Origin of the sequence: Sorangium sp. So ce426, from assembly GCF_051475585.1 — a bacterium.
In the GTDB taxonomy this organism is placed as follows: domain Bacteria; phylum Myxococcota_A; class Polyangia; order Polyangiales; family Polyangiaceae; genus Sorangium; species Sorangium cellulosum_B.
Map to the genome: position 1 here is coordinate 9,230,647 of NZ_CP150341.1, position 26,133 is coordinate 9,256,779.

General features: G+C 74.0%; 21 protein-coding genes. 11 read left to right on the top strand and 10 right to left on the bottom strand.

Annotation, left to right across the window (positions count from 1 at the left end; all coding sequences use genetic code 11):
- Window positions 1-101: 101 nt before the first annotated feature.
- The 4 genes from grxD (at window position 102) to WMF44_RS34505 (ending at window position 3,570) form a co-directional block, all read left to right on the top strand.
- Window positions 102-1,028 carry a Grx4 family monothiol glutaredoxin gene (gene grxD, locus WMF44_RS34490; RefSeq protein WP_437294295.1) on the top strand — a complete coding sequence of 309 codons (927 nt, stop codon included), beginning with the start codon at window positions 102-104 and terminating at the stop codon, window positions 1,026-1,028.
- A gap of 128 nt (window positions 1,029-1,156) precedes the next feature.
- Window positions 1,157-2,548: a sigma 54-interacting transcriptional regulator gene (locus WMF44_RS34495; protein WP_437294296.1), complete on the top strand. Its 1,392-nt coding sequence runs from the start codon at window positions 1,157-1,159 to the stop codon at window positions 2,546-2,548.
- A 64-nt stretch (window positions 2,549-2,612) separates the two neighbouring features.
- A complete protein-coding gene (gene rraA, locus WMF44_RS34500) occupies window positions 2,613-3,095 on the top strand; it encodes a ribonuclease E activity regulator RraA (RefSeq protein WP_012239091.1) in 483 nt (160 codons plus the stop codon).
- A 226-nt stretch (window positions 3,096-3,321) separates the two neighbouring features.
- A complete protein-coding gene (locus WMF44_RS34505; RefSeq protein ID WP_012239092.1) occupies window positions 3,322-3,570 on the top strand; it encodes a hypothetical protein in 249 nt (82 codons plus the stop codon).
- A gap of 79 nt (window positions 3,571-3,649) precedes the next feature.
- Here WMF44_RS34505 and WMF44_RS34510 read toward each other — a convergent pair whose 3' ends face one another.
- Both WMF44_RS34510 and WMF44_RS34515 read right to left on the bottom strand, forming a co-directional pair.
- Window positions 3,650-5,509: a hypothetical protein gene (locus WMF44_RS34510; protein ID WP_437294297.1), complete on the bottom strand. Its 1,860-nt coding sequence runs from the start codon at window positions 5,507-5,509 to the stop codon at window positions 3,650-3,652.
- 11 nt (window positions 5,510-5,520) lie between these two features.
- A complete protein-coding gene (locus WMF44_RS34515) occupies window positions 5,521-6,120 on the bottom strand; it encodes a hypothetical protein (RefSeq protein WP_437294298.1) in 600 nt (199 codons plus the stop codon).
- A 30-nt stretch (window positions 6,121-6,150) separates the two neighbouring features.
- On the opposite strand from WMF44_RS34515, the gene WMF44_RS34520 reads away from it, so the two are divergent.
- The 5 genes from WMF44_RS34520 (at window position 6,151) to WMF44_RS34540 (ending at window position 13,785) form a co-directional block, all read left to right on the top strand.
- Entirely contained in the window at window positions 6,151-6,693 is a 543-nt protein-coding gene (locus WMF44_RS34520) for a hypothetical protein (protein ID WP_437294299.1), read from the top strand.
- A gap of 131 nt (window positions 6,694-6,824) precedes the next feature.
- Complete coding sequence (locus WMF44_RS34525; protein WP_437294300.1) at window positions 6,825-8,735, top strand: hypothetical protein; 1,911 nt, start codon at window positions 6,825-6,827, stop codon at window positions 8,733-8,735.
- A 118-nt stretch (window positions 8,736-8,853) separates the two neighbouring features.
- Entirely contained in the window at window positions 8,854-9,963 is a 1,110-nt protein-coding gene (locus tag WMF44_RS34530) for an HPP family protein (protein ID WP_437294301.1), read from the top strand.
- Between the two features lie 483 nt (window positions 9,964-10,446).
- Window positions 10,447-12,747, top strand: coding sequence for a CapA family protein (locus WMF44_RS34535; RefSeq protein WP_437294302.1), 2,301 nt, complete (start codon window positions 10,447-10,449; stop codon window positions 12,745-12,747).
- 129 nt (window positions 12,748-12,876) lie between these two features.
- Complete coding sequence (locus tag WMF44_RS34540; protein ID WP_437294303.1) at window positions 12,877-13,785, top strand: M23 family metallopeptidase; 909 nt, start codon at window positions 12,877-12,879, stop codon at window positions 13,783-13,785.
- 23 nt (window positions 13,786-13,808) lie between these two features.
- Here the strand turns inward: WMF44_RS34540 and WMF44_RS34545 are convergent, their stop codons facing one another.
- The 4 genes from WMF44_RS34545 to WMF44_RS34560 all read right to left on the bottom strand — a co-directional run bounded on the left by WMF44_RS34545 (window position 13,809) and on the right by WMF44_RS34560 (window position 19,379).
- Entirely contained in the window at window positions 13,809-14,753 is a 945-nt protein-coding gene (locus WMF44_RS34545) for an RluA family pseudouridine synthase (RefSeq protein WP_437294304.1), read from the bottom strand.
- Window positions 14,754-14,758: 5 nt separating this feature from the next.
- Window positions 14,759-16,225, bottom strand: a complete 1,467-nt coding sequence (locus WMF44_RS34550) for a hypothetical protein (RefSeq protein ID WP_437294305.1) — start codon at window positions 16,223-16,225, stop codon at window positions 14,759-14,761.
- A gap of 62 nt (window positions 16,226-16,287) precedes the next feature.
- Window positions 16,288-17,868 (bottom strand): hypothetical protein, encoded by a 1,581-nt coding sequence (locus WMF44_RS34555; RefSeq protein ID WP_437294306.1) that lies wholly within the window; start codon window positions 17,866-17,868, stop codon window positions 16,288-16,290.
- A gap of 173 nt (window positions 17,869-18,041) precedes the next feature.
- Window positions 18,042-19,379 carry a Stp1/IreP family PP2C-type Ser/Thr phosphatase gene (locus WMF44_RS34560; protein WP_012239102.1) on the bottom strand — a complete coding sequence of 446 codons (1,338 nt, stop codon included), beginning with the start codon at window positions 19,377-19,379 and terminating at the stop codon, window positions 18,042-18,044.
- 285 nt (window positions 19,380-19,664) lie between these two features.
- Here WMF44_RS34560 and WMF44_RS34565 point away from each other — a divergent pair, with 285 nt between their 5' ends.
- Window positions 19,665-20,411, top strand: coding sequence for a hypothetical protein (locus WMF44_RS34565; protein ID WP_437294307.1), 747 nt, complete (start codon window positions 19,665-19,667; stop codon window positions 20,409-20,411).
- A 91-nt stretch (window positions 20,412-20,502) separates the two neighbouring features.
- Window positions 20,503-21,711, top strand: coding sequence for a tetratricopeptide repeat protein (locus WMF44_RS34570; protein ID WP_437294308.1), 1,209 nt, complete (start codon window positions 20,503-20,505; stop codon window positions 21,709-21,711).
- On the opposite strand, the gene radC is transcribed toward WMF44_RS34570, so the two are convergent.
- The 4 genes from radC to WMF44_RS34590 form a co-directional block, all read right to left on the bottom strand.
- Entirely contained in the window at window positions 21,708-22,487 is a 780-nt protein-coding gene (gene radC / locus WMF44_RS34575; protein ID WP_437294309.1) for a RadC family protein, read from the bottom strand. The two genes, WMF44_RS34570 and radC, sit on opposite strands and share 4 nt — an antisense overlap.
- A gap of 150 nt (window positions 22,488-22,637) precedes the next feature.
- Window positions 22,638-23,366: a competence/damage-inducible protein A gene (locus WMF44_RS34580; RefSeq protein WP_437294310.1), complete on the bottom strand. Its 729-nt coding sequence runs from the start codon at window positions 23,364-23,366 to the stop codon at window positions 22,638-22,640.
- Between the two features lie 16 nt (window positions 23,367-23,382).
- A complete protein-coding gene (gene xseB, locus WMF44_RS34585; protein WP_437294311.1) occupies window positions 23,383-23,805 on the bottom strand; it encodes an exodeoxyribonuclease VII small subunit in 423 nt (140 codons plus the stop codon).
- Window positions 23,802-26,099 carry a HEAT repeat domain-containing protein gene (locus tag WMF44_RS34590; RefSeq protein ID WP_437294312.1) on the bottom strand — a complete coding sequence of 766 codons (2,298 nt, stop codon included), beginning with the start codon at window positions 26,097-26,099 and terminating at the stop codon, window positions 23,802-23,804. The genes xseB and WMF44_RS34590 overlap by 4 nt, the downstream gene beginning before the upstream one ends.
- Window positions 26,100-26,133: the final 34 nt, after the last annotated feature.

Genomic DNA, 26,133 nt, shown 5'->3' on the forward strand with positions numbered 1-26,133 from the left:
TCGGGGGCCTCGCTGCCGTGCTTTGCTCATGCTAGCGAGAGGCCCGCGGACGCGCGCGGGAGCCAACCGCACCGCCACCGCCGCGCAGGGAGAGCAAGCACATGAGCCTCAGCGAGCCCATGCGGGCCAGGATCGCCACCATCATCCGCGAGAGCGATGTCGTCCTGTTCATGAAGGGCACGCGCACCATGCCGCAGTGCGGGTTCTCCGCCACGGTGGTGACCATCCTCGACGAGCACCTCCCCGAGTACCAGACGGTGGACGTGCTCTCGGATCCCGCGCTGCGCGACGGCATCAAGGAGTTCTCGAGCTGGCCCACGATCCCGCAGCTCTACGTCCGCGGCGAGTTCATCGGCGGCTGCGACATCGTGAAGGAGCTGCACGCGACCGGGGAGCTCGTGAAGGCGCTCGGGCTCGCGCAGGGCGAGGCGCAGGCGCCGCCCACGCTCCGCGTGACCGCGGCGGCGCTCGCGGCGTTCGCGGCCGCGAGGGAGTCCGAGGCCGACTTCGTCCACATCGAGATCGACCCGTCCTACAACTACGGCCTTTACTTCGGCCCGCGGCAGGCAGGCGACGTCGAGGCCCAGGCGGGCGGGGCGGTGTTCCTGCTCGACCGCGCGAGCGCGCGGCGCGCCGAGGGGCTGTCGATCGACTTCGTCGAGGGCCCCTCCGGCGGCGGCTTCAAGCTGGAGAGCCCGAACGAGCCGCCGAAGGTCAAGCAGATCTCGTCGACCGCGCTCAAGGCCCTCCTGAGCAGCGGCGAGGCGATCGAGCTGTTCGACGTCCGGACCGAGCAGGAGCGCAAGATCGCCACGATCGAGGGGGCCCGTCACCTCGATCAGGCAGGGCAGCGGTACCTGGAGACGCTCGCGAAGGACGCGCGGATCGTCTTCCACTGCCACCACGGCGGCCGCAGCCAGGCGGCCGCCGAGCACTACCTCACGAAGGGCTACAGGAACCTGTACAACCTCCAGGGCGGAATCGATGCGTGGTCGCAAGATGTCGACCCCTCGGTGCCGCGGTACTGAGCGCCTCGGCCAGAGGCACACCCACGACGAGAGAGGCGCGGGCATCGCGCCTCGATAGAATTTTTCAACCACAACGGCCGATATCCGTGAGCCTTCAGGGCCGGCGTGGGATCATGTATGCGTAAGGTGTGGGTGCCGACGATCAGTCGACGATCAGGGCGTCCGACACCGCGCCGTCGGCGTCGCCGGAGGGGGCGACGCCTGGCCTGGTGGTCATCTTCGCCCGCGGCCAGCCTGCCTGCGCGCCGATCCCGCTCGAGGGCGGCGCGGTCGTGCTGGGCCGCGCAGCGGCGGACGACACGGTGGTGGTCGAGGACGAGCAGGTGTCGCGCCGGCACGCCCGCGTCGCGCTGTCGGGCGCGGGTCTCCGGATCACCGATCTCGGCAGCAGGAACGGCACCTTCGTCGATGGAGCGCAGGTCGAGGATCAGGTCTTCTCGTCGCCCCCGCGCGTGATCCGGCTCGGGAGCACGCTGCTGCGCTTCACCGCGGACATCGAGCCGTTCCAGCGCGGCGGGGTCCTGGAGCACGAGGACGGGCTGGTCGGCCCCACGCTCAGGCAGGTCCGCGAGGCGATCCACCGCGCGGGGATGCGCGGGGATACCTTGCTGCTCACCGGGCCGAGCGGCTCGGGCAAGGAGCTCGCGGCGCGCGCCTACCACGCGGCGACGGGGCGGGGCGGCCCCTTCGTCGCCGTGAACTGCGCCGCGATCCCGGAGGGCCTCGCGGAGCGGCTGTTCTTCGGGGCGCGGCGCGGCGCCTACTCGGACGCGACCGCCGACGCCGACGGCTATGTCCAGGCGGCTCACGGCGGCACGCTGTTCCTCGACGAGATCGCGGAGCTCGATCCGGCGGTTCAGCCGAAGCTGCTCCGCGTCCTCGAGACCCGGGAGGTGGTCGCGCTCGGCGACACGCGCCCGCGCAAGGTGGAGTTCCGCCTGTGCGCGGCCACGTTGAAGGATCTCCAGGCCGAGGTCGCGGCGCGCCGGTTCCGGGACGACCTCTACTACCGGATCGGCCGGCCCGAGGTGCGGATCCCGTCGCTGACGGAGCGGCTCGAGGAGCTCCCCTGGCTGGTGGCGGCGGAGCTCAGGCGCACCGGCGCGCGGCTCGCGCCGGGGGCCAGCTTCCTGGAGTGCTGCGCGCTGCGCGCGTGGCCGGGCAACGTGCGGGAGCTGCTCTGCGAGGTGAGGCAGGCGGGCCTCGCGGCGCTCGCGGCCGGGCGCACCGCCGTGGAGGTGGCGGATCTCGCGCCGTCCGCGGGCCTCGACATCACGGAGGTCGCGAGGCGCACGCCGGCGCCGCCGGAGATGCGGCGGCTCGCCATCGAGACGGCGCTGCGGCGCGAGCAGGGGAACGTCACGCGGGCGGCGCGCTCGCTCGGGATGCACCGGAACCAGCTGCGCCGGTGGCTCGCCCGGCATGGCGTCGACTCGGCGGCGTTCGCCGGCGCGGGCAAGCGCAAGGGCGGCGCCTCCCTCCCCTCCGCCAAGGACGGCGAGCGCCACGAGCCCTCGTGACCGGCGGCGGATGAGCGGTTGAATCCGGCGGTCGACACCCCAGGAAGGCGGACAGGGGGTCTTCATGAGCTCAGAGATCAGGACCACGGATCTATGCGACGAGCACCCGGACGTCCTCGTCGCCGATCCGATCTTCCGGGATTACGGCGGAGCGCGGCTGTTCCACGGGCGCATCACGACGGTGAAGGTCCATGAGGACAACGTGCTCGTCCGCAAGGCGCTCGAAGAGCCCGGCCAGGGGCGGGTGCTTGTCGTGGACGGAGGCGGCTCCCTCCGCTGCGCGCTCCTCGGAGACAACATCGCCGCCATGGCCCACAAGAACGGCTGGGCCGGTGTGATCGTTCATGGGTGCATCCGCGACGCGGAGGCGATCGGCCAGATCCCGATCGGCGTGAAGGCCCTCGCGACCCACCCGAGGAAGAGCGCCAAGAAGGGCGCGGGGGACCGCGACATCGCCGTGACGTTCGCCGGGGTCACGTGGGTTCCTGGCGAGCTCGTCTATGCCGATCATGACGGCATCGTTTGCGCGCAGGCGCAACTCGCCTGAAGGCCCGCGCGCGCGCGTCCGAGGTGCGGCAAAACGCACGTCCCTGGGCGCTTTTGCCACACCTCGAGAGGAGGGCGCGCGGCGGCTGCGCCCGGTCATGGATGGGCTCGTATCCGGTCAGGACGCGTGAACGTCGCGCGCCGCGTCGAAGCGCGCCAACTGGCGCGGCCAATGCATCATGAGCAGGGAAGGAGCGATCAACACTCGTAGAATCGGGAGGACAAGAATGGGCAACATCACATCGGACCTGAAGAGCGATCTGAACAAGAGCCTGGAGTCGCTCCAGACCCTGCGCGACGAGATCCGCGTCAGGCTCCACCTTGCCGGCATGGACGCGAAGGACGCGTGGGACAAGCTGGAGCCCAAGCTCCTCGACGCCGAGAAGCTGGCCGACGACGTCTCCGAGGCCTCGCGGCACGCGCTGCGCGAGATCGTGGAGAAGGTGAAGGAGTTCCGCTCGTCGCTCCCCTCCTGATCGCCGGGTCACCGCGGCGGAATCGCGACGGAATCGCGACGGAATCGCGACGAGATCGAGGTGGGGGCGCGACGCCGGGTCAGCCCCGCAGCGCGGCCGCCACGACGCGCGCGACGCTCCCCCACCCTGGATCCGCCGCGCAGGCCGCGAGCCTCTCCCCGACGACGTGGGAGCGCCGGTGATCGCAGAAGCCGGGCGGCCGCGGGAAGGCGGTGAGCGGCGCGCGCAGGAGGGTCTTCTCGACCTGCGCGAGCATCGCCGTGTTGTGTACGAAGCCGAGCCCGCTCCGGATGTCGGCGAGCGTCGAGCCCGGGTGGCCCCCCCAGGGCGGGACGACGGCCGCGTGCGCGGCGGCGGGCGCCTGGTTCACCGCGATCACGCCGTACCGGAGATCGAGCAGCGCGCGGTCGAGCGCGGCCCCGACGGCGGGGTCCTCCTCGCTCATCGGGTGCACGACGATCGTCGCGCCGAGGCTGCCCCGGAGCCGATCGTTGCAGAAGCGGGTCGCCTCCTCCAGGAATTCCGCCGGATCGCTTGAACCGACCTCGACGACGGAGAGCACGCCGCCGAGCGGCTCGGTCGAGAACAGCGGCTCGGCGGCGTCCGACGCGGCGAGCCCGGCGATCAGCGTCCAGGGGAGCTCGCCCGGCCCTGGCGCGCCGATGCGCGCGACCCCGCACGGCAGCGGCACGTCGGCGGAGGCCTCGAGGCGCTCGGGCTCGATCGGCGCGCGCCCGGCCGTGAGCGCGGCGTACCGCGCCTCGGCCTCCGGGTGGGCGGCGCGCCGCGGCGGCACGGCGGCGAGCGCGCGGCGCAGCATCCGGAAGAGCAGCGGCCGCTGCGTGAAGCCCCTGGGCAGCACGAGGACGCTCGCGGCGTGGCTGCCGTGCGACGCGCCGCTCACGACCTGGCTCGCGAGGCACCTCGCCTGGAACCAGAGCTCGTCGCCGCCGTAGAGCCACGGCATCACGAGGACCGGGCTGGCGCCGCCGAGCGTGGAGGAGATGGGCTTGTCCAGCAGCCGCTCTCCCGAGGCCCGCCGGCGCGCCTGCGTCAGGCCCGGAGGCCCCCAGACGAGCGCGTCGTGCGCGCCCGCCGGGCCGGTGACGTGGACCTCCGAGACGGCGGGGTGGGCCGCGAGGTAGGCGCCCGACGCGGCGCCGCCGTAGACGAAGCGGAGGAGCCCGCGCGCGACGAGCGGCGCGAGGGCGCGCTCGACCAGCGCGCCGAGGGGCGCGCTCCGCGGGCTCATCGCGAGCGCGACGACGCGCCCCTCGACGAAGAGCTTGTGCAGCGCTTCCCGGAGGGGGACGCCGGCGACGTCGCCCGCGCCGAGCACCAGCGCGACGCCCCCTTCGGGGTCGCGCTGCTGGTAGAAGCGCGCCTGCTCTTCCCGGACGCTCTCGCGCGTCGCCCCGGGCTGCATCAGCACGCGCGCGCGGAGGGGCCCGTGCAGGGCGGCGTCCTTCAGGCGCGTCGGGAACACCTCCACCTCGATCCGGCCGTCTGCGCGGGCGCGCACCGCCCCGCGGCCGAGCCGGGGCCGCCCGCGCGCGGCGATGTCCTCGAGCGCCTCGGCCAGGCGGCGCACCTGCGAGAGCGTGACGCAAGGCCCCGCGAGCCACGCCTCGCCGCTCGCCGCCGAGCCGGGATCGAGCCCCCGGTCGGCGCACGACGCCTCGACCTCGGCGCGCGCGGCGGCGAGCAGGCCCGGGAGCGACGAGCGGAGCAGGGAGGCCTTCTCGAGGGCCGGCATGCGAGCGAACCCGAGCGCGGCGTCGCCCAGCTCGGACAGCGCACGATCGAGCTCGGCCGGGGGTGTCTCGGCGCCGCGCGGAGCGCGCGGCGTAGAGATCGCCGGCACGGCCGCGGCGCCGCTCGTGGCGGCGCTTCCGGGCGCGAGTTCTGTGACGGCGACGACTTCGGGGACTGGCGGCATCGGGACGGAGATTACAGGCTGGAGATCGCGCGCGCGAGCGCGGCGACGGTTCGCGGCGCGCGTGTAGCCGGCGTGCTCGGGATTCGGTACAGTCCACCGCCATGGATTGCGCTTTCACCACGGGTCTGGGCCCCGCGCGCGCGCCCTCCTCCAGGGCAGCTCTCCGCCCGGCGGCTTGCGGCCTCCTTCTCGGCCTCGGCGCGCTCCTCCTCGCGCCAGCGGCGACAGCGCAACAGAGCGCTCAGCCGCTCCCGCAGGGCCAGGCGCAGCCCGGCGGAGCTGCCCAGGCGCCGTCCGGGTATCCCCAGCAGCAGGGGTATCCTCAGCAAGGTTACCCGCAGCAGCAGGGATATCCTCAGCAGCAAGGTTACCCGCAGCAGCAGGGGTATCCTCAGCAGCAGGGGTATCCTCAGCAACAGGGATATCCTCAGCAAGGCTACCATCAGCAGCAGGGATACCCTCAGCAAGGTTACCCGCAGCAGCAGGGGTATCCTCAGCAAGGTTACCCGCAGCAGCAGGGATATCCTCAGCAGCAAGGCTACCCTCAGCAACAAGGATATCCTCAGCAAGGTTACCCTCAGCAGGGATACCCTCAGCAAGGCTATCCCCAACAGCCGCCCGGCTATGGTCCGGGCTACACCTTGCCGGCCGGGCCCCCGCCGCCCCCGAAGCCCCCCGAGTCCACCTGCTGCCGCTGGTCGGTCCGCTACAACGCCCTGGATCTCCTGTTCGGAAAGATGACCTTCGAGGGCGAGGTCGCCGTCATCGGGCCGCTCACCCTCGGGATCGCGCCGTCGTGGATCTGGGGCTCGCTCGAGGACGCGTCGCTCGACACGACCGGCTACGCGCTCGCGGCCGACATCGGTGTCTACGTCGAAGGCAAGGCGCTGCGGGGCTTCTGGGTGAAAGGACGCCTCGGCTACGAGTCGTTCGAGGCGGTCATCACCCCTCCAGGGCGGCTCGAGGGCCGCGGCGACGTGAGCAGCGTCGTCCTCGGCGGCATGGTGGGGAGCACCAACGTGCTCAGCCGAGACGGCGGATTCGCCATGTCGGGAGGCTTCGGGATCGGCGTGGCGCTCGCCGATCCCGTGACGATCACCGCGGGCCCCTACCAGTATTCCTTCTACGAGAAGGCGGGGAAGATCAAGCTCATGGGGTCGCTCTCGCTCGGCGTCGTCTTCTGATAGACGCCCTCGCCTCGTAGTCGCCAAATCCGCGCGCGACGCCGGCCCGGCGGGTGAGCGCGGCGCCCGCGCGGGACGGCCGGCGTCCCTGGAACTTGGCCCCGCGCGCGGCGACGTGGGACTCCTGCACCATGCCCTCTCGCATCGCCCGCCGCCCCGGGCCGGCGCTGCTGCTCCCGTTCCTGGCGGCGCTCCTGTCGATCGCGTTCGCCCTCCCCGCGCGCGCGTGGGTCGAGGTGCACATCGCCGGAGACGACGTGCGCCTGTCGATCGACCGGGCCGGCGCCGCCACGGTCGAGCACAAGGTCACGCTGAAGATCTCGGGCGGGCCGCTCCGCGGGCTCGACATCCAGGGCGTCGACCCGGACGCCCAGCTCGATCCGGGCAGCTACGCCGTGCCCTTCAAGGCCGCGGAGGCGGGCTCGCTCGCGTCCGCGACGCCGGTCGCGATCGAGCTCCTGCCCCCCGACCTCCGGCCGCGCGAGGACGGCACGCGCCGCCCGGCGGCGATGCGGGCCCGCTTCGACGGCAAGGGGCTGAGCCGCGGGGTGTTCGTGCTCTTCTTCCGCTACCGCACGGACCTCATGAAGCGCGGGCTCATCCAGCAGGACGGCCCGAGCTCCCGCGTCTCCTGGAGCGGCCCCATCTGGGACGACGGCTACGACTCGGCGCGGCTCACCGTCGCGCTCCCGGCCGCGCCCGACGAGCCGCGCGTCGACGAGGCGCGCGCCGGCGAGGCGGGCGAGGCGCCGTCCGCCGACGCGCTCCCGGCGCCCACGACGCTCTCCACGCTCCGCCGCGCGCTCGACAAGGACGAGCTGGAGCTGCTCCGCCCCTACGCCCCCAAGGCCGAGCCGATCCGGTGGGCGATCCGCGCCGACGCGCGCGCCTTCCAGCCCGAGCCCGCTGCGGCGAAGCCCGGGGCCGACACGCTCGGCCGCATCTCGGACGCCGCGGCCGGCAGCCCCGATCGCAGCCGCACCCTCTACGTGGCCGCGGGCGTGGTCCTCTTCGCGTTCTACAGCGCCCTCGTCGCGCTCAAGGCGCGCGAGCACGAGCGCCTCGCGCGCGCCGCGGGCGCCCTGCCGCGGCCCCTCGTCCCGATCCCGCTCGCGCCGCGCGCCGCGCTCGCGGGGCTCGCGCTCGTCGCCGGCGTCGCCCTGGAGCTCCTGCTCAGGGACGGCACGCCGGGCGCCGCGCTCGTGGCCGCGGCGACCGCGCTCGCGGCGCACCGCACGCCCCGCCCGGAGCGCGCCGCCGCGACCTTGCGGCGCCCTGGCAAGTGGCTCCCCATCGCGGAGGCCGAGGCGTTCCGCGAGCCGCCGCGGGCGCGCGGCGTCTACCTCGACGTCTCGACGCGCGCCGGCAAGGCGCTGCTCGTCGCGCTGCTCGCCGGGCTCGGCGCGGGCGTCCACGCCGTGGCGGCCGCCTCGCCGTACCACGCCCACCTGCTGGCGCTCGACGCGACGGCGCTGCTCGCCATCTTCTGCACCGGCCGGCTCGCCGAGCTCCCCGCCGATCCGGCGGCGCGGCCGGTCGCGTTCCTGCGCGACGTCGCGCGGCGCGTGCGGCGCCTGCGGAAGGCGCCCGCCGGCGCCGCGCCTGGGGCGCAGGAGCTCCGCGTCGTCGGCCGCCTCCGCATCCCGGACGGCAGCCCCGACGCCGACGAGCTCCGGCTCGGCCTCTCGCCGCGCGCGGCGCTCCCCGGCTTCGTCGGGATCGAGGTCGGCGTCGTCTACGCGCCCGGCGCCGGCGGCGCCATCGGGCTGCCCGAGGTCCTGCTGCGCGTCGCCCCCGGCTCGCCGTGCGAGCGCGCCGTCGAGGGGCTCGCGAAGAGCGGCCGTTCCTCGCGCGGCCGGCGCCCCGGCGAGCGCGTGCTCGCGTTCACGCCGCGCCTGCCGACCGCGAGGATGACCGCGGCCATCGCCGCCGCGCTGGTCCGCGCCGTGTCCACCCCGCCCGCGGGCGCCACGCCGACGAAGCCGTCCGGCGCGACCCGCGCGCCGCGCCCCCGCAAGAAGGCGGTCTCCGCCGCGGCGTAGCGCCGGGTCAGCCCCCGTCCCGACATGCGTTGGCGACCCGCGAGCCCCTCGTCAGCGTTCGTGAACCTTCGTAAGCATTCGTAGACAGCGCGCGAACATCTCGATATATGGCCGCGCGATGAGCTTCGGAGTTGCGAGCTCGAGCTTTCTTACGCGGTTCCAGCCCATGCGCACGCCGCTGCTCGTCAGCGAGCGGATCTACGCTGCTGCCGGGGGCTTGCTCGGGCTGCTGGCCACCGGGTTCGTGATGCACGCTTGCCTTGGCCCCACCGCGCGCGCGCCGCTCCTGATAGCGCCGATCGGCGCTTCGACCGTGCTCGTGTTCGGGGTCCCCGCGAGCCCGCTCGCCCAGCCCTGGTCCGTGCTCGGCGGCAACGTGCTGGCGGCCGTCATCGGCGTCACGGCGGCTCGCGTCATCCCCGATCCGCTGTGCGCCGGCGCCGTCGCGGTCGCGGTCACCATCGCCGTCACGAGCCTGCTCCGGTGCTTGCACCCGCCCGCGGGCGCGGTGGCGCTCACGGCGGTCATCGGCGGCCCCGCCGTGACGGGCCTGGGCTATCACTTCGCGCTCATGCCGGTCGCCATCAACTCCCTGCTGCTCGTGGCAGCCGGGATCGTGTTCAACAACCTGGTGCGCCGCAGCTACCCGCACGTCGTGGCCTTGCCGGCCTCGCCCCACGGCACCGCCGACGCCCCGCCCGAGCTCCGCGTCGGCTTTTCGCCGAACGACATCGACGCCGCCCTCGAGCGCCTCGGAACGCCGCTCGACGTCGAGCGCGACGATCTGATCGCCCTCGTCCGGCACGTTGAAGAGGAGGCGCACCGGCGCCTGCGCGGGGGCGTCACCTGCGGCGAGATCATGTCGCGCGACCTGGTCACGATTCACCCCGACGAGCCGAGCGCGCTCGCGCTCCGCCGCCTCCGCGAGCGCGCCCTGCGCGTCTTGCCGGTGGTCGACGAGCGAGGCGTCGTGCACGGCGCGATCGACGTCTCGATCGCGTCCGCGATGCCCGAGGCCACCGTGCGCGACCTGCCGTCCATCTACTTCGAGACCGCCGGCGAGGACACGCCGATCAACGAGCTCTTCCAGCTCCTCTCCCGCGGGCGCGTGCACGAAGCGCTGATCGTCGACGCCAGGATGCGCCTGCGCGGCATCGTGACCCAAACCGATCTCCTGGCCGTGATCGGCCGCGCGCAGCTCGCCAAGGGCTCGGCGCTGGTCGGGTAGTGCGCCCAGGGGCAGTACGCCCCTATGCGACACAGGCGCGCATCGCCACAGCGCACCATCCATGCACACGCCTTCACGCGCAGGAACACCCTGCTACGCCGGCAAGACGACAAAACCACGAAACGACAAGACGACAAATCGCCGGCTGCTCCACTCGAGCGTATAGCGAGCCATGATCGAAGCATGATAGTGTCGAGACAATCGTCTTTGTCTCCAGCGCCATCGCTGAAACGGATCGAATCGTGCATGGGTCGGCGCTCTCGCGGCCTTTTCAGCGAGGACTGAGCGGCCAATCGACGCTCGCGACCCCATCGTCGGCCTTGGTCACCTCGGAGTTTGGTCACACGGCACATTTGCACATCTGCACGTTTACACGTTTGCACGTGTCGCACCTGTCGAGCCGGCTCTGAAGGCGCTCTGGCGCCCATCACGCTTGTTGAGGTCATCCGTCCTCGAACAGGCCCCAACCGATCGGGAGCGAACATGGCAGAAAGACCCCTTGTCCGCGTCATCACCTCCACGCCGCTGTCCGTGTGCGCTGCGGCCTGCGCCTGGCTCGCCGCAAGCGATGCGTCGGCGGCGTTCCAGTTCGACGCCACGGAGGCCGCGTACGACGCGACCTACGCGGCGGCCCCCATCGACGTGACCGGCGTCGTCGTCGACGAGGCGGGGTCGCCGATCGCGGGGGCCGAGGTGACGGCCATCGGCTGGGGGAGCGGCGCGGTCAACCACGGCGAGATCGCGTTCACCGACGGCGCGGGCGCGTTCACGCTGGCGGCGCTCGCGCGGCGCTCGGTCCTGCTGCGCGTCGAGGTCGACGGGTACTACAGCGAGATCGTCCCTGCCGACCTGCACCTGCCGCTCGCCGAGGCGGCCGCCGGGGTCGGCCGCGTCGTGCTGACCGAGCAGCGCGCGGGCCGCGCCCGGATCCTCGTGGGAGGCGACACGATGTTCGGTCGGCGCTTCATCGACAGCGACGGGGACGGCATCGAGGGAGAGGAGGGCGATCTGATCCGCCCCGCGACACGGCAAGCCGACGCGAGCGCCGTCCTCGCCTTCCTGCGCGACGTCCTCTCGTCGGCCGACTACACCCAGGTCAACCTGGAGTGCCCCGTCACCGCCAACCCGCAGACGCCCCACCCTTACAAGTCGTTCACGTTCTTCTCCTACCCCGAGACGGCCAGGGCGCTCGCGCTCTCCGGCGTCGACGCCGTGAGCCTCGGCAACAACCACATGTTCGATTACCTGGGGGCAGGCGTCGCCGACACGCTCACCGCCGTCCCGAACGCCGGCCTCGACTGGTTCGGCGCAGGGCTCGACGAGACGATGGCGAAGGGCACCGTGCTCTACCGGACGCTCGGCGGCGTCGACGTGGCCTTCCAGGGGTTCAACCAGCTCGTCAACGACGGGACGACGCTCCCGGAGTACACGCTCACCGCCTCCGACGGGCCCCCTCCCAAGGCCGGCGCGCTCGAGCTCAGCCTCGCCGAGATCAGCGACTTCATGGCGGAGGACGCGGTCGGGCGCTTCGCCATCCCGGTGCTGCACGGAGGCATCGAGTACAGCGACTATCCGTCGTCCGGCATGCGGCGGCGGTTCACGCAGCTCGTCCAGAAGGGCGCCGGCATGGTCGTGGCGCACCACCCGCACACGATCCACGGGATCGGGCTGTACAACGCCGGCGCCGGCCCCCGCTATGTCTTCATGTCGCTCGGCAACATGGTCTTCGATCAGGACGTCTTCGAGACGTTCCAGTCGTACCTCGCCGCCATCGACATCGACGAGGACGCGAGCGGCAACCGCGCGGTGCACCGCGTGCAGCTCATCCCGTTCCAGAACGAGGACTACGTCCCGAAGCTCGTGGGCGGCGCCTGGCTCGGCCGCGCGATCCGCCACATCGGCCACCTCTCCACGACGCTGCCGGCGGCGCCCGCGCCCGGCGAGGCGGCGGACGGCCTGACCGGTGCGGTCGTGTTCCCGAGCGGCCCGCGGGCCGCCGCGGCGAGCGGCCCCTCGCAGTACACGACGAGCGATGCGGTCGAGACGCGGACCGTGCCGCTCACGAGCCGCCGCACAGGCCCCCTCGCCCACCTGCGCTCGAACCCGGCGGACTCGCTCGCCGCCGTCCGGACGACGGCCGCCGCGAGCTGCGATTACGGCCGGGAGATCATGCTCTACGGCGACTTCGAGGACGGCGACGTCGACGACACCTCCCACGAAGGCTCGATGTGGTCGATGAGCGAGTACCGCTACATCGAGAACAGCGTCGTCCACGGCGGGACCGGCGCGATGGTGTTCCTGCGCAAGTCGAGCAACACGACCGAGGCCGCAACCTACATGAACAACCGCGTCAAGTTCGAGCCTGGCCGTAAATTGACCCTGACCGGCTACATGAAGGGAAACAACGCCGGCCAGATGCGTGTGCAGGTCTACTGGTACACGAGCGGCGGGACCAGCCTGTCGAACAGCGTCGTGTTCACGCGCGCGGCCGGCACCTACGGCTGGCAGCCGTTCACCGTCGACCTGACCCCGCCGGCGAACGCGGGCTCCGTCCGGTTTTATTTCAGGGCGGGTGTGCCGGCGAGCGGCGAGGCCACCTCGTTCCTCGACGACGTGTCGCTCATCGAGTGGGAGGGCACCGTCGCCGACAGCTCCCTCGGGTTCGCGTTCGCCACGCCGAACGACTGGAGCTTCGTGCGCTGCACCGCCGCGGATCCTTCGCTCACGAGCCTCGGCGTGACGATGACGCACCGGTCGTACGCGCTGGCCCCGGCGACGCCCTGAGCGCGCCGGATGGATCCACCACAGCACCCCTGAGCTCGACTTCCGCGCGCCGCTTCGATAGCCTGCGTGTGGGCGCCGCGCCGTGGACTCGCCACCTGCGCGGAGCCCGCGCGCCACGGACTCGCCACCATGAAGCCATCGTATCTCGCGCCCGTGCTGGCCCTCTCCGCGCTCGCTGCCGGCTGCGGCTCGGAGCCTGAAGGCCCGGACCTCGTGTGGCCGATCGGGGGGACGGACGAGATCCAGCCGATGTCGTCGAGCTTCGGTCCCCGCCTGCAGGCCTCGCGCGATGGCGTCTACGACTTTCACCGCGGCATCGATATCCCCACCGTCATGGGCACCCCGGTGTACGCGGTCGCCGACGGAAAGGTGTTGCGCGCGGGCCGCTACAAGGATTTCGAGGACGTCGTCGTGCAGATCGAGCACTGCGATCCGCCGGGCGCGTGCCTCTACAGCACCTATATCCACCTGGCGATGCCGCTCGTCGAGACCGGCGATCAGGTCGGGCGCGGTCAGCACATCGGCTATACCGGGCTCGCCGCCAGCAGCCTGTTCCCCCACCTGCACTTCGAGATCCGCGAGGGAGGGCACGAGAAGGTGTACTGCGTGCACCCGCTCCGCTTCCTCCCCATGCCGGGCGGGCTGCCCCCGGCGCTCTCCGTGCGCCGCACCGACGAGGACTCCACGTCGAGCGTCTCGGTCGAGGTCGAGGCCACCCTGCCAGGCATCTCCCCGGGCCTCGTCGAGCTCGCGGTCGCGACGTCCAGCCGATCGACCGGGGAGGTCATCGAGGAGCGCGTGTTCGACTACGAGGAGTGGAACCGCAAGTACACAGGGGAGGGAGACGCCGCGACCATCGACGAACAGAGCCTCGGAGGCATCCGGATCGAGCCGGCGAAGTTCAACGCGCAGTCCGCGGCGTACGTGATCGCGTTCCGCTTCAGCGACCTCGGCGGGACGGCGTCGGCCGACGACCTCCAGATCACGGCGCGGGCGCGCGACGTCGACGGCCATGTCGTCGAGGCGCGCGCGCGCTGAGGCGACGCGGCGCGGCGCGCGGCTCAGGCCTCGCCGACCAGCGCCGCCATGTCCGCGGGCAGCGACGACGTCACAACGAACGCAGGCACCACGTCGCTGCCGCCCCACCCGATGTAGTGCGCGTGCAGCGCGTGGCGGCTCAGCCCCTCCACCGCGGGCCCGCCGTAGAGCACGTCGCCGGCCAGCGGGTGCCCCACCGACGCGAAGTGCGCCCGGATCTGGTGCCGCAGCGCCCGCGGGGCCCGCGCCTCGACGAGCTCCCAGAGCCCCACCTGCCGCACGCGCTTGTACATCGTCGCGGCCGGCCTCGGGGCGTATCGCGCCACGTCGCGCGGGTGGATGCACGGGTAGACCCGCTTCTTGTCCTTCGGGTGCGGCGCGAGCGGCACCTCGATCGAGCCCATCTCGGGAAGATCGCCGATCTGGCAGATCAGCAGGTAGCGCTTGTCGAGCCGCCCCTCCTTCAGCCCGGCGCCGAGCGCCGCGAACGCCGCGGCCGTGCGCGCCGCGAGCACGAGGCCGCTCGTGTCCGTGTCCAGCCGGTGGCACAGCCCGGGCTCCCGCGGAGAGAAGCCGATGCCCGCCATCTCGGGGTACCGCGCCACGAGCGCGTTCGCGACCGTCCCGCGCTCGCCCGGGTGGAGCGGCGCCGTCGGCACCCCGGCGGGCTTGTTCACCACCACGAGGTCGTCGCGCTCGAGCACCACGTCGAGCGGCGCGGAAGGATCCGGCGTCGCGGCGCCGGAGGCCTCCGTCGGCTCGACGTCGACCTCCAGCACCTCGCCGGCCGCCGCCACGTCGCCCTTCGACGCGCGCCGGCCAGCGCCGCTCTTCCCCACGCCGAGGACGCGCACGCGCCCCTCGGAGAACAGCCGCTTCGCGCCCGCACGCCCCAGCCCGGGGAGAAGCTGCACGAGCAGCTTGTCGAGGCGCGTCCCTGCATCCAGCTCGGTGATCGTGATCTTCATAGCTCCTACGGAATCGCCCCCTGCCACCCGAGGCCGAGCGCGGGCGCTCGCCGGCTCCCGACCACGCTCTCTCCTATCACTCCCAGCATGGGCAGGCCGAACCGGTTCCACGAGGGGCCCGCGCTGCGAGCTCCGGCGCCGGCAGGGCGGGTCACGCGCCACGCGACGCCCGCCCCGAGCAGAAAGCCCGCGGCCGTGGCGCCGACCCAGGCCCGCTGCTGCGCCTGGGTCGGGGAGTCGAACACGAGCGGGCTGGCGAGCGCGGCGGCGCCCAGCCCGCCGAGCATCGCGCCCACGTCGATCGCCAGGATCTCCGACGGCGTGACGTCGAGCTGCGTGGCCGCCGCGGCCGCCGCCAGCCAGCCGAGCGCCGCGCCGTAGCCCATCCCGGCGATCGGCGTCCGCTGCACGTCGCCCCGCCCCGCCCACTCGACGAGCCCGCCCAGCATGAGCCCCAGCCCGCCGCCCGACTGCGCCATCAGCGCGCCGCCCTCGGACATCCGGCCCAGCGAGAGCCCGAGCGCCGCCAGCGTGATCCCGGCGGTCCCGCCGATCAGCCCGGACGCCCAGCGCTCCTGGGCCGGATCCGCCGCGTGCTGCGCGAAGCGGCCCTCGTAGATCAGGTGCCCCGCGAGCGTCGGCCACCACGTGCCGGACCCGAGGTACCACGCGTCGGCCACGCCGACGTCCCACTCCTCCGCGATGATGATCGCGCCGCCGAGCCCGATGCCGGCGCCGACCGCGAGGAGCGGATAGAGCAGGCGCGGATCGTCCGAGCCGCTCGATCGCTGGATCGAGAAGCCCACGAGGCCTCCGTAGAGCGTCGCGTTGGCCGCGAGCGTCGCCTTCCCCATGCTGCGCGCCGGCGTGGCGAGGCGCCCGCGGCACCGCTCGGGGCACGGCGCCTCGCGGGCCGACGCAGGGGCCGCGGCGGCGCCGGCGTCGAGCTCGGCCAGGAGATCGCGGAGCATCACCGCGGCGCGCACCGCGAGGTCGTCCCGCGCGACGCGCTCGACCCGCACCCTCAGCGACCTCGATCCGCCGGACGCGACGGCGAGCCTGAGCTCCACCTCGTCGCCGCGCAGCTCGAGGCTCGGCGCGATGAAGAGCTCGTCGCCGGAGCGCGCGCGCTCGATGAGCTCGGCCTCGTCGGGGCGCGATCGCGAGGCGACGCGGCCCGCCAGATCCACCGACAGGCCGAGGTCCTGCGCCGTGTCCGACAGGAGCGCGTCGAGCGCGCTGGCGAGCGGCGCGGCGCGCTCCTCGGCCTCGGGCGTGACCGCGGTCGCGAGCACCACGGCCGATCGCGACGGCCGATCGGGTCCCGGCGACGGCGACGGTCGCTCGTCTCCTCCGGAGCGCGCGGGCGACGCCGCGCCTTCGGGCTGAGCCGACGCTGGCAGCGCCGCGGCGAGCGCCGCGGCGAGCGCCAGGGCGCCCGCGCCACCGCGGAGGTGCCTGGGGTCGATCATGGGGTTGCTGCTTCGGCCAGCGGCGGCGCTCGCCGCGGTGGCCACGCCGCTCGGGGCGTCGATCAGAACATGAACGTGCCGCTCGCGAAGAGGTCGAACGTGTTGCTGTCGTTGACGTAGAAGCGGCGGCCGACGGCGTTGATGGTCGGGCGGTAGTTGGGGTTCGGGCTGCCGGTGACGGTGAGGCGCCCGTCCGCGTCCTGGCGGCGGCAAGGCCCTGCCGCCCCGAGGCTGTCCTTGAACTGGGAGTTGCACGGCTGGTCGCCGCCGATGCCGTGCCCCCCGTCGTGGCGGAAGCCCGCGCCGATCTGGAACTTCACGAGCTCGGCCGCCCGCCACGTCACGCTCGCCGAGGCGCGGTACGAGCCGTACGGCTGGACGTCGCTGAGCCCCGTGAAGTACGTCCGCTGCGAGCCCTGGTCGACGATCGACGGCGAGCAGGCCCTCGCGTCGCCCGTCCTGCACAGGTCCGGGTCGTACGCGTCGTTGTCGCGGAACGCCGCCCACTGCGGCTGGCGCAGCGAGCCCGCGTCGCTCGAGCCCAGCGCGTCGAACAGCTCCGAGTAGTCGCGCCCCTCGGAGTGGTACTCGCCGGTGAAGCGCAGATCGAGCGTGAGCCCGGTGTACTTCTCGCGGTTCTCCCAGGGGACGATCATCACGCCGAGCATCACGCTGCCGACGAGCGGCGGGTGGTTCACCAGCGACGTCTTCAGGTCGGTGAGGCCGTAGTCGCTCGACTCCTGCTGGAACTCGAACAGCGCCTTGAACCCGCCGTACGGCTCGACGTACTTGATCCGCTTCGACAGGTACGTGTGGACCTCGAGGCCGATGGTGCCGCGCGACACGCCGGGGTCGCGCTGGGCGATCCTCTGCCCATCGAACTCGCTGTCGCTGCTGTTGTTCCGGTTGACGTCCGACGGATCGGCGCACTTCACCTGGCCGCTCTTCGGCGACTCGGTGCAGGCGTGCATCGGCTCGCTCACGGGGAAGCGCCCCTCGATCCCGAACAGCCAGGTCGGCTTCGTCCGGTCGCGCGCCTGGTTCATGATGTTCACGTCGAGGCCGACGGCGAGGTACTCGATGCCGCTCCGGTTCGGCGACGTGAAGGGCATCTGGAACAGCTGCTCCCCGGGGGCCCCCGCGAGCGCGACGGCCTGCGCCTCCGTCCCGGCGCTGCCGTTGAGATCGGTGAGCTCGCGCGCGTGGTTCAGGATGAGCGGCATCCTGAGGTAGAGCGCCAGGTCCCGGTAGAGGCCGACGTCGAGGCGCAGGTTGAGCTTCGAGGTCGCCTCGTTGTAGGTCGCCACGTTGAGCAGGTTCGACGTGTAGCCGCCCGACGACAGCCCCGGCCCGGCGATGCTCGTCTCGCGCCGGATCTTCGCGCTCTTCGACGCGTACTCGAAGCCGAAGCTGAAGTTCAGATCAAAGGTGTCGCCGTCGTCGAAGGCGTCGACGACGCTCGTGATCTCGCCGGTCTCCATCATGAGCCGCGGCTCGGTGGCGCTCCGCGGCTCGTCGGCGGCCGCGGGGGACGCCGCGAGGAGAGCCGCCGCTAGGGCCGCGAGCGACGCGAACGCCGAGCCCCCAGCCACGTTGATGGCGACGCGAGCGAGATGGCCTTCGCAGTACGTTCTGCCGTGCATGCTCATGGTTATCCGTCGGACGGACGCTACCGGCCGGGGCAGGAGGGTGTCAATCCGCGAATCGCTCGCCCGGCTCGCGCGGCCCCGCCCCGCCGCTCCCGCCGCGGCAATCCGCTCCGTTCCGCGCCGTTCCGCGCCGTTCCGCTCCGTTCCGCGCGGCCGCGGGGGGCCGTTCAGCGCGCCGAGGAGCGCTCCTCGGGGGCGAACGGGCTCTTCCCCTCCTCGCTGTCGGGGAAGATCTCGCTCGTGATGTCCTCCGCGGCGAGCTCCTCGCGGGCGGTGCTCAGGTCGCGCGAGGTCTGGTCGAGCCGGTCGGCGAGCACCCCCAGGAACTGCCAGAGCAGCTTCACGGCGAGCTCGTGCTCCTTGCGGAGGATCTCGAAGAAATCGGCGCGCCGGACGGCGATGAGCTCGCTCTGCTCCACGGCCGAGACGGTGGCCGAGCGCGGCATGCTGCGGATGAGGGCCATCTCGCCGAAGTGCTCGCCCGGGCCGACCTCGCTCAGCACCGACTCGCCGCGGATGATCCGGACGAGGCCCGAGAGCACGATGAAGAGCTCGTCGCCGCGATCGCCCTCGCGCACCACGATCTGGCCGGGCTCGAACGAGAGCACCTCGGCGACCTGCATGACCCGGAGCATCTCGCGCTCCTGCAGGCGCGCGAAGAGCGGCATCTTCGCGAGCACGTCGCGCTTCAGCGCGAGCAGCCGGGCGCGGACGCTGTCGCGGTGGTCGCCCTGGCCGAGCCGGACGAGGATCGCGGTGATGTTGTCCTTGCCGCCCTTCCTGTTCGCGAGATCGATGAGGCCGTTCGCGGCGATCTCGCCGTTCTCCTCCTCGAAGAACGGCTCGAGCTCCGCGGTGTGCGCGATGTACCCGTGGAGGCCGTCCGACGCGAGGAGGAACTGGTCGCCCGGGAGCACCTCGATCGTGAGCGTGTCGACCTCGACGCGCTCGTACACGCCGACGGCGCGCGTGATCGCGTTCTTCTGCGCGACCTTCTCGATCTGATCGCGCGTGAGCTTGCCGCGCTTGATGAGCTCGTTGTAGACGGTGTGGTCCTCGGTGACCTGCTGGATGCGCCCCTCGCGGAGGAGGTAGATGCGGCTGTCGCCGACGTGCGCGATGTAGCCGTGTGAGCCGGCGATGAGGAGCGCGGAGAGCGTCGTGCCCATGCCGCGCTTCGTCGTGTCGGCCTTCGCCTCCTCGTGGATCCGGGCGCACGCGCGCTGGACGGCGTGCTCGAGCAGGCTGAGGACCTCCTTCATCGCGGCGCGCCGCACGTTGCTGCGCGCCTGGTTCTCGATGAGGTCCCGCTCCTTCTTCAGCTCCTCGTGGATGATGCGGACGGCGAGCGCGCTCGCGACCTCGCCAGCGGCGTGCCCGCCCATCCCGTCGGCGACCACGAAGAGCGCGAGCTTCTTGTCGACGAGGTAGTTGTCCTCGTTGTGGTCCCGCATGCGGCCGACGTCGGTGGCCGCATAAAACCTGATGTTTTCGGACAGGCCCATCGGTTCGGGCAGGCTAACCGAGGGCGCGGGAGGAAATCACTACCGATTGCGCCCACCGCGAACTAGACGGTGGAGGACGTCGACGGACGACCTCCTCCCGTCCATCGCGCCCTCGCCGCGCCCGGGGCGTGCGCCCGCTGGCGTACGGCGCGTGCGGCGCGTGCGGCGCGGCGCGGCGCGAGGAGGAGCGGCGTCGGGAGGCGCTCGGGGGGCGGGTGGGGAATCGACCGCGTGGCCGCGGTTACGAGCGGCGGTACATTCGGAGCGCGTAGAATGGGGGGTTGTATGCGGCTCGTCCTCTTCGATAACACCGACGTCGGGTGGGGTAGCGCGCGGCGGGCAAACGGCGCGAGGCGGCGCGATGGCGCGGCGGCGCGCGCGCACCCAGCGGCGGCCGACGCCGCCGGTTCCGCCGGTTCCGCCGAGACCGGGGACCTCGAGGTCCTGGGTGAGGCCGTGGGCGCGACGATCGGGCTCACGCCGATCTGGCGCGCCGGCGCGCTGCTGCACCGCATGACGGGCGCGGCCGACGCGTGGCAGTCCGCCGCGAGCTGGGCCGAGGCGCTCGGCTGGGCGGCGCGCGCGGCGCGGGAGCGCGGCCGGAAGATCGCGTCGCTGCAGGCCTGGGGGCACGGCGGCTGGGGGTACATGCGCATGGGCGCGACGCGGCTCGACGAGGCCGCGCTCCGGCCCGGCTCGCCGCTCGACGAGGCGCTCGACGCCCTGAAGGCCGAGCTCGCGGGGCCGGACGCCCTCGTGTGGCTCCGCTGCTGCAGCGCCTTCGGCCACACCGGCCGATCCTTCGCGCAGGCGCTCGCGAGGCGGCTCGGCTGCCGCGTCGCGGGGCACACGTACATCATCGCGTTCTACCAGAGCGGGACGCACTCCCTTCGCCCGGGCGAGACGCCGTCGTGGGATCCACACGAGGGCGTGCGCTTCGACGGCGGGGTGCCGACCGGCGCCAAGTGGTCTTCGCGCGGGGCGCCGAACACCGTCTCGTGCCTGGCGGGCGATCTCCCGCGGGGCTACTGACGCCGGAGGCGCGGGTGAGGCCCCATCGCGGGTGAGGCCCCGCCCGCTCGGGCGCTCGACCCGCGCCGCCGCGCCGGCGTACGCTGCCGCGATGACGTCGTCCGGAGCGCAGCGAGCGCGCGCGCTCGATCTGCTGGGCCGCGGAGACATGGCGGGCGGGATCGCCGGGCTCGAGGGGCACGTCGCGGGCGCGCCGGACGACGCGGGGGCGTGGCTCGCGCTCGGGGCCGCGTACGCGGTGGAAGAGCGCTGGGCGGACGCGGCGAGGGCGCTCGCGCGCGGGGTGGAGCTCGGCGGAAGGGAGGACGGAGGAAAGGAGCAGATCGAGGCGCGCCTCGCCTACGCCCGCGCCCTGGTCCGCCTCGGCCGGCTCGACGAGGCGGCCGCGGAGCTCCGGCGGGGCGCGGCGATCGAGCCGCCCGATCCGCGGGCGCTGCGCGAGCTCGGGGTCGTGCTCTATGATCTGCGCCTCTACGACGAGGCGACGCGCTGGCTCGCGCGCGCGTGCGAGGCGGCGCCGGAGGACGCGCGGGCGGCCTTCGCGCTCGGGCTCGCGCACGAGGCGCGGCGGGAGATCGCGCCGGCCATCGCGGCCTACCGCGAGGCGGTGAGGCGCGCGCCCTCGTTCGCCGACGCCCGGCTCACGCTCGCGGACGCGCTCGCGTCGATCGGGGAGCACGAGCGAGCGCTGGGCGAGCTCGAGGCGCTGCTCGCGCGCGAGCGGAGCCACGAGCAGGCGGCGAGGAACCGCGAGGTGCTGCAGCGCGCGCTCGCCGAGATGCGCGCGCGCCGGCTGCTCGGCAAGACGGAGCGGGAGCTCGCGCGGTCGGCGCTCGTCATGGAGGCGCAGCTCAGGCGCCGCGAGGCGCGCGCGGCGCCCGCGACCGCGGAGGGCGCGGCGCGGCAGATCGTCCGTTACACGGCGCCGCTCCTCGAGCTCCACGTGACCCTCGACTCCCCGAACAATGGCCCCGGGAGCGGCGCGATCGAGGCGCTGCACCTCGCGCTGACCGATCCGGACCGCGCCGCGCGCGCCGAGGACGACGTCTTCAAGGTCACGGTGATCGGCGAGGACGGCCGGCAGGCGCCGGTCAGCTACGCGACGGGCGCGTCGCTCACGCTCGTGCGCGAGGCGATCGGCTGCCCGATGACGCAGGCGAGCGCGCTCTATACCTCGCTGCTGAAGGGGAGCCCGTCGGTCGACTGGGGCGGCGCGACGCTGCGGTTCGCGAGCGTGCCGGGCACCGGAGGGGCGCCCGGCGGCGAGCGGCACGGCCTCCTGGTCGGCCGGCGCGCCTAGCCTCGGCTCGGCGGGGCGGCGCCGCGCGGCGCGTCGCCGGGCGCGATCATCCCGAGATCGAGCAGCGAGGAGTAGTGCCCGTCCGGCGCGAGGATGACGTGGTCGACGAGCGGCACGCCGATCACCTCGCCGGCGGCGGCGACCGCGTTGGTCATGGCCACGTCCTCGGGCGACGGCGCCGAGTCGCCGCTCGGGTGGTTGTGCACGAGCACGAGCGCCGAGGCCGCGTCCGAGAGCGCGGCGCGCAGGATGTCCCTGGCCGTGACGGAGCACCCGTGGAGCCCGCCCTGCGCGACCCTGCGCGCTCCCCTCATCCCGTTGCGGCCGTCGAGCGAGATCACCCACATCTGCTCGTGATCGAGCGGGCCGAGCTGCGCCGCGCACCACGCCGCGATCGAGGCCGAGGTGCGCACCGGAGGCCGCGGGCGCACCGCGCGCTCGAAGGCGCGCCGCCCGAGCTCGAGCGACGCGGCGATCCGGAGCGCCTTCGCGAGCCCGAGGCCGGGGTGCTCGGCGAGCGCGTGCGGGCCGAGCCGCGCGAGCCCCTCCAGCCCGGCGAAGCGCGAGAGGAGCGCGGCGGAGACGAGCGTCACGGGGGTGCCGACCAGCCCTGTGCCGAGCACGATCGCGAGCAGGTCGGCGTCGCCCAGCGACCAGATCCCCTCCTCGAGCGCTCGCTCTCGCGGGCCGACGAAGGCGGCCAGCGCCGAGGGGTCGTCGGTGCACGTCTCGGGGAGATGATCGGGCAGCAGGGGGGCGCGCTTCCACGGGCTCATGCGCGAGCGACAAGCACGCGGCGGGCCCGCCTGCCCGCCCGGGGCGCCGCGGGGGCGCGCGCGCCGGCGAGGCGGCGGACCGGCGGCGGAGGGTGGCGGCCGCCAGGCAGTCGCGCCGTCGCCCGGAGCGGGAACGGAGACGCGCGCGCGTCACTCGACGCGGACGATCGTCTCCGCGGGGAGGCTCTCGGCGAACGCGTCGCGCGCCGCGCGCACCCTCGCCTCGACGAGGCCGTCGAACGTGAGCTTCGTGCGGTACTCGACGCCGGACCACCTCGGGTAAGAGCCGATATCGACGTCGCGGTGGGCCTCGACAACGCGGTCGAGCATGGGCTTGAGCTGCCCCTCGTCGAGGGTCGTGAACACCGCGAGCGAGACGAACGGCGCCCCGCCCGAGAGCTCCGCCTGGATGAGCGCCTGCTTCGCCCGGAAGATCTGCGGCACGCCGGGCAGCATCCACACGTTGCGCATCACCACGCCGGGCCACGCGGCGCTGCCGCCGGTCACGAGCCGCGCGCCCTCCGGGATGCGGGCCATGAGCAGGTGCCCCTCGGTGAGCCGATCGCCGTAGTAATCGCGCAGGAGGCTCTCGATGTTGGGCGCGCTGACCACCGGCACGCCGAACGCGCGCGCGACGCCCGCGATCGTCAGGTCGTCGTGCGTCGGGCCCACGCCGCCGCTCGTGAAGACCCAGTCGTGCGACGCCGCGAGCGCCCGCACCTCGGCGGCGATCACCTCGAGCTCGTCGAGCACCATGACCGCCCGCTCCAGCCTGACGCCGAGCGCGCGCAGGGTGCCCGCGAGCACGACCAGGTTCTCGTCAGCGATCTTCCCGCTGAGCAGCTCGTTGCCGATGATCAGCGCCGCTGCGGTCCTCATGTCACCCTTCTTCCGCTCAGCTCTCGAACTCGCGCGTCACCGGGCGCCCGTCGGCGTCCATCCCGAGCAGCTCCTCGACGCGCTTCTCCGCGCGATCGAGGCGCTCCTGCGCCGACCGCGAGAGGCGGATGCCCTCCTCGAAGAGCGAGAGCGCGCGCTCGAGCGGCAGATCGCCGCCCTCGAGCTCCGCGACGATCTTCGCGAGGCGGCGCGTCGACTCCTCGAACGACATCGCGCCGGCGCCCGCGTCGCCGCTCCGCGGAGCGCGGTCGGCCTCGGCCTTCGCCGGCGCCCCGGCGGCGCCGGGCTCCGCGCTCGGTTCGACGCGTGATTCGACGCGTGATTCGACGCGTGATTCGACGCGTGATTCGACGCGTGATTCGACGCGTGATTCCACGCCCGCGCCGCCCTCGTCCGTCGCGTTGCTCATCGTCGTCATGAGCCAGCGTCCCCCGGGGGTGCGGCCGGCGCAAGCAGGACGGCGCTCGCGCCGGGCGGCACCGCCGGCACGAGGAGCACGCCGTCGGGATCGGCCACGACGGGGACCGCCAGCCCATCCGGCCGGACGAGCCGTGCCGGACGCGAGGAAGCGCTCCCGGACGCGCTCCGGTCGTTGGGGACGATGGCCACCCACACGACGCCCGTCGCCAGCGCGGAGCGCGGCATGTCGAGCGCCCGCGCGCCGGCGCCGGAGAGGGCGGCCCGCGCGAGCGCGCGCACCCCTTCGTCAGGATCGAGATCCCGCGCCGCGACGAGGACGCGCCTGCGCTGCACCTCGGCGCGCCGGGACAGGCCGCGGACGATCGCGCGGCGCACCGCGGGGTCGTCCTCGAAGCGGTACGCGCGGGCGAGAAGGGAGACGCTGTCGGGCATCGGGTCGCTCCCGAGGCCGAGCGCGACGTGCGCGCGCACGACGGGATCGCTCCCCTCGAGCAGCCGCTCGATCCTGCCGCGGACCACCTCGTCGTCGCGGGACGCGAGCGCTCGGGCCGCGAGCGGCGACAGCGGTCCGCCCGCCTCCGCGAGCGCGGCGAGCCGCGAGGTCGCGATCGCCCCGCCCCCGGGCTCCGCGAGCAGCGCGACGCCGGCGGAGATCGCCGCCGCGTCGAGCGCTGCGTCGCCGCTCTTCGCGGCGCTCGCGGCGCTCGCGGCGCTCGCGGCGCTCGCGGCGCTCGCGGCGCTCGCGGCGCTCGCGGCGCTCGCGGCGCTCGCGGCGCCGGGCGCCGGGTCGCCGCCCGGCGCCGCGAGCGCCGCGAAGAGCGGCGCGAGGGCGGCGAGGGCGCGCTCGCCCCGAGCGAGCGCGCCGCGCGCCGCCGCGTGGACCGCCGCGCGATCGCAGGAGGACGGGGAGCAGGCGCCGACGACATCGACCGCGTCGCGGAGGCCGAGCGCCACGGCGCCGAACACCCCGACGGCGCGATCGCTCGACCCGATCGGCGCGGCGAGCGCGGCGAGCAGCCGCTTCTCGAGCGCCTCGGGCGCGTCGCGCAGCACGAGCCCGCGGACCACCCCGGCGCGCAGGCCGAGCCTGCGGAGGTCCGCGTCCTTCGCGGCGCGCGGGCCGTCGAAGAGCTCCGCGACCGCGGCCCGCGCCTCGGCCCCCGGCATCGTCGCCAGCGCGAACGCGGCCGCCGTCGCCAGCTCGGGGCGCTCGTTCAGGATCCGGCGCAGCTGCCGCGCCGCCTCCGCGCCGCCCGCGCGGCCGATCGCCGCGACCGCGCGGGGCCGCGCGTCGTCCGGGAGCAGCGGGAGGGCGCGCGCGAGCGCCGGCGCGAGCCGCTCCGCCGGCCCGAGCTCGGCCAGCCTGAGCCCCTCCATCCGCCCGAGCTCGGATCCGAGCAGCGCGGCCACGGCGTCCGCCGCCTCCGGCGCGCCGAGGTACACGAGGATCTCCGCCGTCGGCTCGAAGAGCCCCGGCTCCGGCTTGCGGAGCCACGCGCGGGCCTTCGCCAGCGCCGCCTCGTCGCCGAGGCGCGCGAGGGCGCGCGCCGCGGCCACCTGCGCCGCCCTGTCGCCGCCCTCGAGCATCGGCCGGAGCGCCGCGATCGCCCGGAGATCGCCGAGATCGCCGAGGAAGCGCGCGAGCGCCGGCTCGATCCGCTTGCGGCTGCCGAGCAGGAGCTGGAGCGACGCGGGCGGGTGCGCCTTGATCGCGCGCGCGGCGGCCTCGCCCGCGGCCCCGCCCTGCACGATCGCGTTCACGAGCACGCCGAGCGCGCGCCGCTCGCCCGTGCGCGCGAGCGCGAGGGCGGCGGTGCCGCGCAGCACCTCGCCGAGCGGCGAGGCGGCGCCGCGCGCGGGCGCGCTCTCCGACAGCTCGCGCGCGAGCTGCTGGCGCACGCTGTCGCGCTGCGCGTGCGGCGCGAGCGCCCGCACCGCCGCGAGGCGCGTCCTTGGATCGCGCGACCCCGGGGCGCCGTGCTGCTCGAGCGCGGCGAGCAGCGCGCTCACCGCCTCCTCGGTGCCGATCGCCCCGAGGCGCTCGATGCCGCGGAGCCGCGCCGCCGGGTCGCTCGACGACAGCAGCCGCTCGCCGACGGGCACGCCGAGGCTGCCGCGCAGCGGCGTCGCGCCGGCCTCGGCCCTCGCGGGCGCCTTGCCGCCTTCCTCCGCGGCCCGCGGCGCCCGGGCGGTCCGCGAAGCCGGCTGAGGCGCCGCCGGGCCCGCCATCGCGGTGGCCGCGAGCGCCGCGGCGAGGCCCAGGGCGCGGGGGGTTCCAGGGAGGAATCGCATTCGCTGCGCCGCACTATCCCGCGATCGACGGCCC